Origin of the sequence: Paenibacillus amylolyticus, assembly GCF_036894225.1 — a bacterium.
In the GTDB taxonomy this organism is placed as follows: Bacteria; Bacillota; Bacilli; order Paenibacillales; family Paenibacillaceae; genus Paenibacillus; species Paenibacillus amylolyticus.
Window position 1 is genome coordinate 1,021,598 of the sequence record NZ_CP145892.1, and the last position, 14,172, is coordinate 1,035,769.

Annotated in this window: 10 protein-coding genes; all 10 read left to right on the forward strand. The window is 46.5% G+C overall.

Annotation, left to right across the window (positions count from 1 at the left end; genetic code table 11):
- Positions 1–190 precede the first annotated feature (190 nt).
- The 10 genes from V6668_RS04650 (at position 191) to V6668_RS04695 (ending at position 14,164) form a co-directional block, all read left to right on the forward strand.
- The gene (locus V6668_RS04650; RefSeq protein WP_338707812.1) at positions 191–784 is read left to right on the forward strand and encodes an ECF transporter S component; all 594 of its coding nucleotides are present in this window, start codon (positions 191–193) and stop codon (positions 782–784) included.
- Positions 785–2,356: an ABC transporter ATP-binding protein gene (locus V6668_RS04655; protein ID WP_338707813.1), complete on the forward strand. Its 1,572-nt coding sequence runs from the start codon at positions 785–787 to the stop codon at positions 2,354–2,356. It begins immediately after the preceding gene.
- Entirely contained in the window at positions 2,331–3,125 is a 795-nt protein-coding gene (locus V6668_RS04660) for an energy-coupling factor transporter transmembrane component T (RefSeq protein WP_338707814.1), read from the forward strand. Before V6668_RS04655 ends, V6668_RS04660 begins: the two co-directional genes overlap by 26 nt.
- A 101-nt stretch (positions 3,126–3,226) precedes the next feature.
- Complete coding sequence (locus tag V6668_RS04665) at positions 3,227–5,530, forward strand: PQQ-binding-like beta-propeller repeat protein (protein WP_338707815.1); 2,304 nt, start codon at positions 3,227–3,229, stop codon at positions 5,528–5,530.
- Positions 5,531–5,661: 131 nt separating this feature from the next.
- Positions 5,662–6,471, forward strand: coding sequence for a methionine ABC transporter ATP-binding protein (locus tag V6668_RS04670; RefSeq protein WP_338707816.1), 810 nt, complete (start codon positions 5,662–5,664; stop codon positions 6,469–6,471).
- Positions 6,468–7,139: a methionine ABC transporter permease gene (locus V6668_RS04675; protein WP_047841707.1), complete on the forward strand. Its 672-nt coding sequence runs from the start codon at positions 6,468–6,470 to the stop codon at positions 7,137–7,139. Before V6668_RS04670 ends, V6668_RS04675 begins: the two co-directional genes overlap by 4 nt.
- Before the next feature lie 46 nt (positions 7,140–7,185).
- On the forward strand, positions 7,186–8,043 hold the full coding sequence (locus V6668_RS04680) for a MetQ/NlpA family ABC transporter substrate-binding protein (protein WP_422395241.1): 858 nt from the start codon (positions 7,186–7,188) through the stop codon (positions 8,041–8,043).
- A 336-nt stretch (positions 8,044–8,379) separates the two neighbouring features.
- On the forward strand, positions 8,380–10,377 hold the full coding sequence (locus tag V6668_RS04685; RefSeq protein WP_338707818.1) for a methyl-accepting chemotaxis protein: 1,998 nt from the start codon (positions 8,380–8,382) through the stop codon (positions 10,375–10,377).
- Positions 10,378–10,446: 69 nt separating this feature from the next.
- The gene (locus V6668_RS04690) at positions 10,447–10,752 is read left to right on the forward strand and encodes a PAS domain-containing protein (protein ID WP_338707819.1); all 306 of its coding nucleotides are present in this window, start codon (positions 10,447–10,449) and stop codon (positions 10,750–10,752) included.
- 259 nt (positions 10,753–11,011) lie between these two features.
- Positions 11,012–14,164 (forward strand): response regulator, encoded by a 3,153-nt coding sequence (locus tag V6668_RS04695; RefSeq protein ID WP_338707820.1) that lies wholly within the window; start codon positions 11,012–11,014, stop codon positions 14,162–14,164.
- Positions 14,165–14,172 lie beyond the last annotated feature (8 nt).

Here is a 14,172-nt window from a genome sequence, read left to right on the forward strand (position 1 = left end):
GACCTCTTTGAACTGTGGTGGTGTATCTGCCATGACGGAGGGGGGCTGGTTGATATTCCGTATTTTCGACATCCATCCAATACATCATTGTGAAGATTGTCCACTGTGCGTGAGGCCTGCCCGGAACCGGGGAGGCTTTTTCGTTTATTGTGATAACCCCCACAGGGAACAAAGGAAGGACGTAGAGAACATGGCAACAACAGCAGGCAACAAGCGATTGAAACTAACGGATATTCTGGTAACCATCGTGATCGCAGTAGTGTTTGGGGTGATTTACAAGATATGGGGACCTACATATGACTTGATGAAACCATTTGGTGTTCATGCGGAGCAGATGATCTACGGCATGTGGTTTATGGCGGGCACGTTTGCTTTTGTTATCATTCGTAAACCAGGCGTGGCTATTCTTGCCGAAGTTGCGGCTTCAACGGTAAGTGCTTTCTTGGGTAGTGAATGGGGCATGTCCACACTGGTGTATGGCCTGTTGCAAGGATTGGGAGCTGAGATATTCTTCGCAGCATTTTTCTATCGCAAAACGAATCTGTTTGTTACCTGTCTTGCAGCCATAGGAGCTGCAGCGGCTTCGCTTTTGCTGGATTACCAGTACGGGTATATTGATTCACTCTCGACGTGGAATTATACGTTATTTATCGGGTTCCGCTTCATTGGAAGTATTCTGATTGCTGGAGTGTTCGCTTATTATCTTGCCAAAGCATTGGAACTCACCGGTGTAACACGTTCGCTCAGGCCGGTATCCAAACAAGATTATGAGGCGCTGGATTAGATGAACGGGGAAGGGAATTCGCAAGCGGTAAGTGTGACAAATCTAAGATGCAAGTTCCCGGGAGAGAAAGCCTTGGTATTTCAAGGCTTGTCTCTTTCTGTGCGTCAAGGAGAGAAAGTGCTGTTGCTTGGCCCAAGTGGCTCCGGTAAATCGACGTTATTGCAAATTTTGAGCGGTTTAATTCCACGTTCGGTTGAGATTCCGATGAAATGTGATGATATTCAGGTTCCCGCCAAAGCAGGAGTGGTCTTTCAAGATCCGGATACCCAGTTCTGTATGTCATTTACAGATGAAGAGATCGCATTTGTTCTGGAAAACCGAAATATTCCGCGTGAAGAGATGCCTGCTCTGATTGAATATTATCTGAAACAAGTGGGGTTATCCTTTGAACAGAATCGTGTATTGATCCAGTCCATGTCTCAGGGGATGAAGCAACGTCTTGCGATTGCTTCGATGCTTGCCATGGACCCGGAGGTATTGTTTTTGGATGAACCCACTGCACTGCTGGATGATGAGGGGACTTCCCAGGTGTGGGATACGGTCAGACGGATCGCCAGTGACAAAACAATCATCATCGTTGAACACAAAATAAACGAGATTGTGGATATGGTCGACCGCATCATTGTGTTATCACCTGAAGGAAAGATTGTGGCGGATGGGCCAGCACAGCAGGTATTTACTCATGAACGGGAAAAGCTGAAGGCTTATGGAATCTGGTATCCGGGTGTGTGGGATGAGCACGAGCAGGCAGCTAAGCAAGAAGAGGGAAGTGCTTCTGGAGAGCTTCAAGTGTGTGTGGATCACGGCATCTCAAGTTTGGAAGCACAGCAATCGTCTGGCTTATCCGATACACCGGGTATATCCCCCATATCTCACGTCTCACCCTTATCACCTGTATCACCCGGCTATCAGCCTGCACTGGACTTGCAGCAGTTCACCGGATGGCGTGGGAAAACACCCTTCATTCAGGTAGAACAGGCCAAAGTATGGCATGGGGATTGGATTGGTATTGTCGGAACTAATGGAGCTGGCAAGAGTTCATTGTTGTTATCTCTGATGAATATCCTGAAAACAACAGGTCATTATGAGGTGGACGGTCTGCCTTCTGGCAAAACGGAGCAGCTTGCAGATCAAATTGCATTTGTATTTCAGAACCCGGAGTTTCAATTTGTGACTAACACCGTCGCGGAAGAAGTGGAATTTTCATTGCTGGGGAGCAGGTTGACAACGGAAGAAAGACTTGTCAGGACTGATCATATGTTGAATCAATTTGGACTAATCGACCTCTCCGAGCGCCATCCCTACCAATTATCGATGGGGCAGAAACGACGCTTGAGCGTTGCCTCTGCACTGGTGAGAGAGCAGCGAATATTGCTGTTGGATGAACCTACTTTTGGACAGGATGCACGCAATACGTTTGCCATGTTAGCACAGCTGGAGCAATTGCGGAGAGAGGGAACAGCTATTGTTATGGTTACCCATGATCGTGAAATTGTAAAAAGATATTGCACCCGAATCTGGACGGTAGATGAGGGGAGGTTATCTGATGCAACTGTCGTTTCCTCACCGTGAAACCTGGCTTCATAACGTCAATCCGGGATTAAAGATGATCATTCTGACGATGATGTTTGTCATCGTTATCCTCATTCACAATCTGAATGTAATGGCCAACGTTGCGTTAGCGATGATACTGTTACTGTGCTGGACAGGTCATCCGTGGTACAGATTGATGCTGTACGCATCACCATTCATTCTAGTGTTTATCTCCACGTCTACAGGTATGATGATGTTTGGTAAGGGCGAGACCACATGGTATAAGTGGGGACTGATCCACATAACCGAAGAGAGTTTCTATCGCGGTCTGCACTTGGGTTTTCGCTCGCTGACTATGGCCGCGGCTGGGTTACTTTTTGGTCTTACGACCAAGCCTGTGAGACTGTTTTATTCCCTGATGCAGCAGTGGCGGCTTCCCGCAAAATATGCCTATAGCTTTTTGGCCGCGATGCGCATGATCCCCATTTTGCTGGATGAATTCCAGACGCTCCGTTATGCGATTCGTATTCGTGGAACACAGCAACGCGGCTCTCGCTGGAATGTGTATGGTACAATCAAGCGTTACGCTATTCCGCTGCTGGCACAGAGCATTCGCCGTGCACAGCGAATGGCGGTAGCAATGGAAGCGAAAGGGTTCACAGATGGCGCGAGCCGCACGTATTACATTCAGATTGGCTATTCGCGAGCTGATCTGTGGTTTGTATTTTATTATATGCTCACCTTAACGGCTGCTTATTACATCGGGGTTACCTTTCCTTATCATGCTACGATGGTGGATGTAAGGTAATACGGGCAGATAGATAGAAATATATTGAGGTAAACGGTAACCTTTTCCTTTTTACTGCGTCTCTATTGGAAATAACTTCTAATGAATGGGGATGAACGAGAGTGAAGACGGGTCCTGACTGGCAGAGAACGGGGTACAAATGGATTACCGTGACTGGATTATCAGCTGTGCTGTTGACGGGCTGGATGCTGCTGGATTCCAAAATGGTCGCCCTTGAAGGACAAGCTTTGGCTACAACGCCACAAGCATTGGGGGAAAGTTCCCAAGTCTTAACTGCAAAGTTAGCTTACAAACAAGGAGACACCGTTACGCTTATTAATGACATCCCTCTGTTCAAAAACAGAAGGGACGGCAGTGTGGCTGCTGACAAGCTGGGGATTGAATACTATACAACAAAAAACGAAAAGTATACGTTGGCCTCGGTTCGAGGTGAGTGGGTGCAGCTTAAGTCAACCGATCATGGAAACTTTTGGCTGCCAAGTTGGTATGCACTGAAGGAGAGCAGAAGTATGACGGAAACAGCTCCCCAAAGCTTCACACTCCAATCAGGCAGCAAGCTGTATCTGGCACCAGATAGTTCTACAACCTGGTCTTTTGAGAAAGTGCTAACAGATAAGGCTGTTATTGTTGCAAAGTGGAAAGGCTGGTATGGGGTATCCATTGCTCCACGAGTCTGGAATAAAGAATCCTCCACGTATCGGCCAGGACTCTTCTGGATCAAGGCACAGGCTATAGAACAGCGGATGAATGTGGCTGATGGCTGGTTCAATCAGGAGGCATCGCTGCCAACTTCGGTTATACGCCATCTGACAGATATGAAGCTGAACAAGGCAACCACCTCCAAACAAGTGGCTGGGTGGTTAGGCGAGCCGGATTGGAAAGAGAGTTCAAGCAATCTAAATTTCACGGGTTATTCAATGAGTATTGGACAGACCTGGAGATATGAGCGGGAAGATGCGCAATTTCTGGTCACATTAAACAAGAATGGCAGACTGGCCAGAACACGCTGGAATTTAGCACAGGATAATCGAAATGCTGTTGTTTCCGATTGGAACATCAGTCGGGCGGATGAATATGGGTTCACAACAAAAATCTATGGCACAACACTGCCAACGACAATCCCTTGGAAACCGGTATGGACCAACCAGGGGGATATTAACTACACTTTTTTACAAGCAGCCACGGATGATGTGCTTCTGATGAAAGGGGATGACGGTGGATTCAGCGGGGGTTACTACGAAGGTTCTATATATGCCCTTGACCGACATTCCGGCCAGCAATTATGGGAGATCAACGGGGGTTTTGGAAGACAGCAGGCAGTGGTGGATGCAGAGCGCAAATACGTTACAATCTACACCGATTATGACCCTGATAAGAAAAAATACGTGGATCGTATTCGTCATCTGAACTTGAAGAACGGAAAGGTCATGTGGACGTACACTCCTAAGCAAAATTTTAAACTAAATGGCATCACCGCTGCGAAGAACGTTGTGGTTGTAGATAACCCGGTTGTTGAGAGCTCAAGCAACAGTTGGTTAACGGTTCTGGACAGTGCAAACGGAAAAACATTGTGGACGCGAAAACTGGCTAAGGGTTATGAATTATTGAACAAGAGTGCAGATGACCCCTATGTGTTGTATTGGGAAAAGAATAAGCTAGTTGCAGCCGATCCGCAATCGGGCCGAACCGTATGGAGCTTGAAAGCTAAACGATCTACCATAGAACAATTTGTGAATGATCCATATTTTGATGGAATCGAACGTATGGATCCCTTTGCAACCACGAATGCTGAAAGATGGCTATCGTTAGATAATCAGTGGCTTCTGCTTGATCTGAACACGGGGAAAAAGCTTGCCCAATTCCCTGTTCTGGTAGGACAGAGATTTGAGGCGCTGGATGATGGCATGTTGTTGATCCGTGAGAACAAAAACGGCGATCATTACGGCGAATATGAAGATTTTACAACCACCCTGTATGATGCCAAGACAGGCAAAACACGCTGGACGATCAAGGGCAAGATTGAACGAGGACTGGTGGAAGAGGATCAGTTGTATGTGATTAAGAACGGTTATCCAGCGGCTGTGGATTATAAAACGGGGGAGACGCGTTGGAATGCCAAAGATACGATTGCAACACTAAGGCATCCGACGAATCAGGGAAGTTATCTGGTCATTGATGATCAGTTGCTGTTGCCCATGGACGAAAATCTTCTCGTAATGAACAAAAAGAATGGAGCACTGTTAGGTCGTGTACATGACGTTGTGATGGGAAACCCGGAGCACCGGGACCGGGATGCGAAGAATGGAATGATTAACCGGATCGGTAATGAAGTGTATGTGGGTTCGTCCAACGGACGTTTTCGTGTACATGAAGCCAGCCGCCTGCAGGAGGCAATCTCACCTTAAAAGCTTGTCTCGTAAGGGATGTTGATTTATTATAAATGAACAGGCTTGCTCGCGCTCCGGTTATCGGCTGTGCGGGCTTTCTTCATGTGTTCTTGAAGAACCATGCATGATCATTCACGGGAGGACTCTCCATGATCTCATTATATGGTGTAAGCAAACGTTATAACGAGCGCGGTTCCCGTGCAGATCAGGGATTCGAAGCATTAAGCTCGGTGTCCCTCGAAGTGGGACAAGGAGAAATACATGGCATCATTGGATCAAGTGGTGCAGGCAAATCCACACTTCTGCGGATGCTCAACGGGTTGGAAAAGCCGGATGATGGTGAGGTTGTTGTGAATGGGCAGCACCTGCCCCAGATGAATGAACAGAGTCTGCGTCAGGCACGAAGATCCATTGGCATGATCTTTCAACACTTCAATCTTGTCAGTAACCGAACGGTGAGTGGCAATGTCTGCATGCCATTGGAGCTTGCGGGTATGCCCCGTGCGCAGCGAGTTGAACGTGGACTTGAGGTACTGCAGTTTGTTGGACTGGAAGACAAGGCGGGTCAATATCCTGCTCAGCTTAGCGGAGGACAGAAGCAGCGTGTGGCGATTGCACGAGCGCTGGCCAGTCGTCCGGATGTGCTGCTCTGTGATGAACCGACCTCTTCGCTTGATCCACAGACCACGAACGGTATCCTGGATGTGCTGCGTCATATCAATGAAACGCTGGGCGTGACCATTGTTGTAGTAACGCATGAGATGGAAGTGGCTCGCAGACTATGTCACAGGATATCCGTCATGAAGGATGGGCGACTCGTTCGTACGTTGTCTAAAGCGGAAGTGAGCAGTATCCCTACTCCGCAGCCTGATCTGCTGACCTCCTTGCTTGCGGGTGACGAATACGGGATGACAGGTTCGTCTCTGTTCCGTAAGGCAGAACAGGAGGACAAGTCATGAGGTTACCTGAGTCTGTGCTGAAATATCAGCATGAGATATGGCAGGCGATCGGAGAGACTTTTGTCATGGTGGGTATCTCCATTGCGGCAGCTGTTCTGATCGGGTTACCTCTGGGTACACTGCTGTACTTATTCCGGAGAGGACAACGGTATCAGAATCAAACGCTGTCCTTTGTACTTGGCAGTGTCGTTAACATCGTTCGTTCGTTTCCGTTCTTACTGCTGGTTGTATTCATGATTCCATTCACACGGATTGTTGTGGGAACGTCCATAGGTACGCTGGCGGCAACCGTGCCACTCTCGGTCATTGCAATTGCCTACTACGCCAGACTGGTGGAACAAGCGTTGTTGGATGTACCGAGGGGAGTGGTTGAAGCGGCTGCTTCCATGGGGGCATCGACGATGCAACTTGTGGTGAAATTCTTGTACGTGGAGGCACGATCTGGTCTTGTACTGGGACTCACGACAGCTACGATTAGCTTCATCTCCTACTCGACGGTGATGGGCATTGTAGGTGGCGGCGGGGTTGGTGATTTCGCCATTCGCTACGGTTATCAGCGCTTCGAAACGGAGATTATGGTATTTACGATCATCATTATGATTATCCTGGTACAGATGATCCAATTCACAGGCAGCAGACTGTCCCACTGGCTGGATCGCAGATCCTGAACGGTTGGACCGTGCATTATTACGAATAACCAATACAGATTATACGATGAGGGGTAGACATGAAATGAAAATGAAAATGATGCTTATGTTGCTTGCAGTAATGCTGGTTGTAGCTGCTTGTGGCAAAAAAGAAGAAACACCTGCGGCTGAAGGAACAAAAGAAGATACACAAGTTGCACAAGAAGTTACGCTGAAGGTAGCCACGTTGATTCCACCGATGACAGATGTGCTGGATATTGTTAAACCGCTATTGAAGGAAGATGGTGTCAACCTGGAAGTTGTTGTGTTGTCAGATAACGTACAGCCGAATACGGCACTCGCGAACAAGGAAGTGGATGCAAACTTCTTCCAACACGTACCTTACATGACCCAGTATAATGAAGCGAACAATGCCAATCTGGTGGCTATACAGCCTATCTATAATGCCATCTATGGCGGCTACTCCAAAAAGTACAAAACGATTGAGGAATTGCCAGAAGGTGCAACGATTGCAATTGCAAACGATCCTTCCAACATTGGTCGCTCTCTTGTGATGCTGGAGCAGAACGGATTGATTAAGCTGAAAGAGGGCGTAGGTTTTAACGCCACACAGGCAGACATCACCGAGAATACAAAGAACTTCAAGTTTGAGGAAGTGGACTTGTTGATGCTGGCTCGCATGATGGATGATGCTGATCTGGTAGCCATGACACCGGCATATGCCAGTCCGCTCGGTCTTACACCGAAGAAGGATGCATTGTTAACCGAGAAGGATGATTCCCATTTTGCCATCACCATGGTTGCTCGTGAGGATAATAAGGACTCCGAAGCGATCCAGAAGCTGGCTAAACGCATGGCGGGTCCAGAGGTCAAAGCCTTCTTCGAAGAGAAATATGCAGATATCGCGATCCCGGCATTTAAATAGAGAATACGTAGTCCTATGTGAACAGCTTTTGAGATCTGAGCGATAACGCTTGGATCTTTTTTTATGGAATTCGGCAAGTTACTGTAACAAGTATTTAAAAATTTAACAATTTGGTCATATCGCTGGGTTACTTTATTTAATAGTTTTTTCGTATAATTTGTTTGAAAGTAGTTCTTTAGGATTATAAATTAAGAGATTTAAGTAATATTTCTAGTGCGAAAATTGTCTTTTGCGAGAGGCAGGACCTAATTTTTAATATCTTGAGGAAGGAGGGCTCTGTACTCTAAGAGAGCTAGACCAAGTAAAACTAAATTAATCTGGAAGAGGTAGAGAAATTTGTCCCGAAAAAATAGCAAATCGAATTGGTTCAACAAGATCCATAATAATTTTAAGACGAAACTGGTGGTGTCTTTTATTGCTTTCTTGGCCATTCCATCGTTTAGTATTGGAGTTTTGTCTTATAACAGTGCGAAGAATGAAGTTGAGAAGCAAATTCTACATAGTGCAATGGAAAACGTGAACCTTGCCAGTGCGACCATCGATCTTTCGATTAATGCCAAGCGTGACCACATTGAATATTATGCGAATACACTCGCCGAGGAATTACGTCAAGAAGATGCAGAGGTTCGGGTTGTGAACGAATTGAAGGGGTACGCTGCACAGAACAAAGACATTATCACCATAGGAGTGGGAACAGAAGCCGGTGTCTACCTGATGTCCTCCAATGCGGAAATGCCTGAAGATTACGATCCGCGAACAAGACCATGGTACACAGAAGCGATGAGTACTCCAGAGCAGGTCATTGTTACAGACCCTTATATTTCCGCCGAGACAAACGAAATCACCATCACCATCGCCAAGGCATTGAATGGCCGATCTGGTGTAGTCCAGCTGGATCTGAATCTGTCGAATATCAGTACCTTGGTAAGTGGAATTAACGTGGGAGAACAGGGATATCTGATCCTATTGGATGCCAGCGAAAAGTATATCTACCATCCCACGGTAGAACCCGGAACAGATGCAACAGAGGATTTTTGGAAACCGGTGTATGCGAATGAATCGGGCAATTTCAAATATACCGTTGATCAAACGGATAAAGTGATGTATTACGCCACGAATGCATCCACGGGATGGAAGGTCGCTGGCACCATGTTCTCTTCTGAGGTAGACGATGCGGCAGCACCAATTCTAAAACGAATGATTATTGTTATTGTCTCCTGCCTCGTCGTTGGTATTGTGATTATCTGGCTTGTGATGCGATCCATCATTAGACCCATTCGTCAGTTGAAGGATCAGGCGATCCAGGTGAGTGAAGGGGATCTAACCCAAACCATTACTAGCACAAGCCATGATGAGATTGGTGAACTGAGTGATGCCTTTGGCAAAATGCAGCACAATCTGCGTGTGCTGATTCAAAATGTGGAGAACAGCGCCAGTCAGGTAGTCATCTCATCGGATGAAATGACTCAGAGTGCGGAATCAACCAGTGCAGCCAGTGAGCAGGTAGCGCGAGCCATTCAGGAAATTGCGAGTGGTGCGGAGAAACAGACCGAAGGTATTGAACATAACCATCAGGCCATGAATGAAATTACAATTGGGATAACACGAATCGCCGAACGTTCCATACAAGTTGCTGATTTGGCGAAACATACAACCGTACAAGCAGAAGAAGGCGGCAACACCGTCAAGCAGACGGTGAGTCAGATGCAATCGATTCAAGAGACGGTAGAACAGACAAACCAATTGATTCAGGCGTTATATGAACGATCACACCAAATCTCAGCCATCACGGAGTTAATCGGAAATATAGCCAAACAGACAAACCTGCTCGCGCTGAACGCATCCATTGAAGCTGCTCGTGCAGGTACACATGGCAATGGATTCGCTGTTGTAGCAGCAGAGGTTCGCAAGTTGGCAGAGCAATCCGGGCAGTCCGTCAATGAAATCACCGTGCTGACTACGGCGGTACAGGAAGATATGGCTGCTTCCGTTCGCATGATGGAGAAGGTGACTTCAGAGGTTGGAGAGGGCATGGACATCTCTACAGAAGCGATTCGGAAGTTTGAACGTATTCTGGATAGCATGCGGGAAACGACACCTCAGATTGAAGAGATTGCTGCCACATCGCAAGAGATCACAGCAGGTGTGCAGGAAGTATCTGCAGTATCCAATGAGTTGGCAGGTATTGCTTCAGGCAACGCCGCGGCCTCCGAAGAAGTGGCTGCTTCCTCAGAGGAGCAATTGGCAGCGATGGAGCAGATTTCTTCCTCGGCTCGGGGCTTGTCTACCCTGGCTGAAGAGCTACAGCGTCTGATTAGACAGTTTAAGTATTAAACGGGATCGTAGAAGAGAGTATCACAGGGACAGCATCACATCATGTTTCATTAGAGGGAGTGGACAACCATGCAACTGGAACTCAAAGCCTTCTTACTGCTAACGGATGCGGTCATGATTACAGATGAGGAGGGTGTGATTCTGGATGTGAATTCCGTTTATGTAACCAAAACAGGATTCTCACGGGAGAGCACCATAGGTCAGCCTGCCCGATTGCTAATGGATACCCACTGGAGAGGGAACCAGACCTGGTCCGGCGTAGCCAAACTAATGAAGGTTGATCAGGAAGTATGGGAAGCTCAGGTCACCATAACATCGGTACATTTGGATGACTCTCTCTTTTATATCAGTATATTTAATGATGAACTTTCATGAGAAAACACGTCATCTAGCGATAAGAGTATGTTAGCTGAAAGGATCAGTTATTTTCTAAAAAATGGTCAATATCGTCGATTGAATAAGGGAGCACGGCATACTATGATTTGTGTACTGAGGAACTGCGACCATGAATCTGACAACATTCATTGAATGCATGAAATCCTGAAGTCGTAATGTGGACGGTGACCATTTGCTACGCGATCTTGTATTAAATTTCACGCTAATTTTGATCTTTGTTTTCCTGATTCATCACTATTTGAACCATACAAATGCTACCCGTTCAACATCCATCACCACTCGGATCATTATTGGTATTACGCTGAGCATGTTGGGCACGGCGCTCTATTATTTCTCTATTGTGCTTGAGGATGGTACATTGTTGAATTTCCGGGGCAGTGTGTATCTGCTAGCCGCTTATTTTGGTGGGAGTGGCTCTGCTTTCGTTACTTTTGCATTCATGTGGATGTTTCGGATTAATATGGGGCGTAATCCCTTGTTGGAGAACTGGCAGTATGCATTGACAGAGTTGTTGTTTGTCGTAGCCATATGTCTGATCTTTAAGTATATCAGGGGATTTATACAGAAGTGGTTGTCCGGAGCATTGCTGTTGATTACTGTGTATGAGTTTTCTGCACTAAGGACAAATTCCCCTTCTCTGCTAATGATGGGGCAGATTCTCTTTTTTCAATGTATCTGCCTGCTGTCCATTATATTATTCCTGTATTATCTGAACCAAAATCATCGATATAGGAGATTGATCATTCAAAGGGATCAGGAAATGCTCGAAATGCTTCGTATGCAGCCAGGGTTCACGTTCAAAATTCATAAACAGAATGGGAAATTCGAATATCTTCTGCTTGAAGGGCAGATGCTCTCTCAACTGGGACTAGATATGAGTAGTTTGAAGCAAGATTACACGTTGGGTACGTTGAACATTCTACCTCAGGAGAAGATAGAGTTCCTTCGAAAGCAGTTCGACCGGGCATGGAAAGGGGAGTCTTTCTTTTACGAGATTGAGCATGGAGGTTACTATTCACTGGTGAAGCTTCGTCCGCTGCGAGAAGAAGGTATGGTGAAGTATGTCATAGGATATGGACTTGATATTACGGAACACAGAGCGGTTAAACGAAGGATTCAAGAAAGTGAAGAGCGATATCAAACACTTGAGCGGGTGTCGGCAGACTGGCTTGTCGGCTTGGATAACAACAGATGTATTGTGTCAGTGAATCAGAAATTTCTGGATGTTCTCGGTCTCGCCAGGCAGGAAGTGATTGGGCGTCAGCTTGAAGAATTGTTGTTCATTAAGCAGCTGGAGAACTGGTTGTTCGTTTTCCAAAAAGCCTTACATCACAATATAGCACAGGATACGGAACTGAGTTTCATTGTTGGAGAAGGTCATGAGCAGTATGTTCGGGTTCACCTATCCCCTGTTAAAGTATTAAACTCGAGTGAGAAAATTAAGGCAGTTATTCATGACATTTCGGATCACTATAGACGTGTTAAGGCCGACAAAGCAAGCCAGGCGAAGAGTGAGTTTCTCGCATTCATGAGCCACGAGATTCGTACCCCACTGAGCGGTATTATCAACTTTTCGTTGTTGCTTCAACGGACAGATCTATCTCCACAACAAAAGGATTATTTGAGTAAAATCAATGCGTCTTCACAAACCCTGCTTACTCTGGTGAATGATATTCTTGATTTTTCGAAAATAGAGGCAGGCAAGCTGATTTTGGAGAAGGTCTCTTTTTCACCAGAGGATGTGATCAAACGTGTGGCAGATCAGATCGGTGTGGCCATCGGGCACAAAGATATCGAAGTGATCTTTACAACCGATCCCGATCTGCCATTAACGGTGATTGGTGATCCGTTCCGACTTGAACAGGTGTTATTGAATCTGCTCAGTAATGCGATTAAATTTACGGGGCATGGATATGTAACGTTGCAGGCAGAGGTTCTTTCATTGGAGGCGGAGCGAGTTCATGTCCGTTTTGAGGTACAGGACACGGGAATCGGAATGTCACCCGAACAATTGGAACGGCTCTTTGTCCCGTTTACTCAAGCGGAACCCTCGACGTATCGAACATATGGTGGCTCTGGTCTTGGGCTGGTCATCTGTTACCTTCTGGTCACCTCTTTGGGAGGAAGTTTGCGGGTGGATAGTGTGCTGGGAGAGTACAGTCTGTTTTCATTCGACTTGATATTTGAACTTGCAGATTCGGAAGAAGAAGAGAGTTTCTCCCTGCATACACACCCACTCCTATATGGTGCGAATGATGCGGTTATCATTGAAGATGATGAACGGATGGGCGAAAACCTGAAGCAGCTGCTCTATTCATTCGGGATGAATCCGACGCTGTATACTTCCTTGAACCATATGATGGAGAGTGATGGGTATACTCCTGAAGCTGAAGCGATGTTGATCATGTTGGATATGGATATAGAAGACACAGTCAACGGTTCGTTATGGGACAACTTCATGAAGCGATTGGATCGAACGAAAATTCAGGTGTTGGGGTACACACGGGCATTTAGCGAAAATGCGCTGTGGATTGAGAAGAGATCCGTGCACCCTGATATCATGATGGTCAAACCGATTACACGTCTGGGATTATTCGAAGTCATTCTTGCACTTCAGGGTGAAGGTCCGTTGGTCAAAAGTCAGTTGGCTGAAGGCGACGATCCCTATTCGCTTGATCAGAACGGACATATCCTGATAGCTGAGGATCATGAGATCAATCAACTGGCGATTCGGGCAATGCTGGAACATAAGGGGTTTCATGTGACGCTGGCAGCTAGTGGCACAGAGGTTCTGAGAAAGTTAGACGAACAAGTATGGGAATTGATTCTAATGGATCTGTACATGCCTGACATGAATGGAGTGGAAGCAACGCGACATATTCGCAAGATGAGGGAATATGATCGTACACCCATAATCGCACTAACAGCAAATGCTCTACAAATAGATCATGAGAGATGTATGGAGGCTGGGATGAATGCCATCCTGACCAAACCCATCCATGAACAACAGATGGCAGACATATTGGCAACATGGATTGATCTGAGAGGTATGCGGAAGATTAGCGGAATTGATGTAGATAAGGCGATCAGGCAGATGGACGGCAAGCCACATATTCTGCAATATGCGCTCACGAAATTCAGGATGGAGTATGACTCGTTTCAGAACAAACTGACCACTCAACTTCGCCAGCAGCAGATTGCTGGTGCGATCCGCAGCGTTCATTCTCTCCGAGGCGTGGCTGCCAATCTGCATGCAGTGGAGCTGTTACGTCTAATTCTTCAACTGGAATCGCTTTTGTCCCGTTCGTTATTCGAAGAAGAGGAACTGAGTTCGGTTTTGGAGAAGGTACAAAAAGAGATTGATATCATTACAGGGTCTCTGCCCTGGTGACATGAATG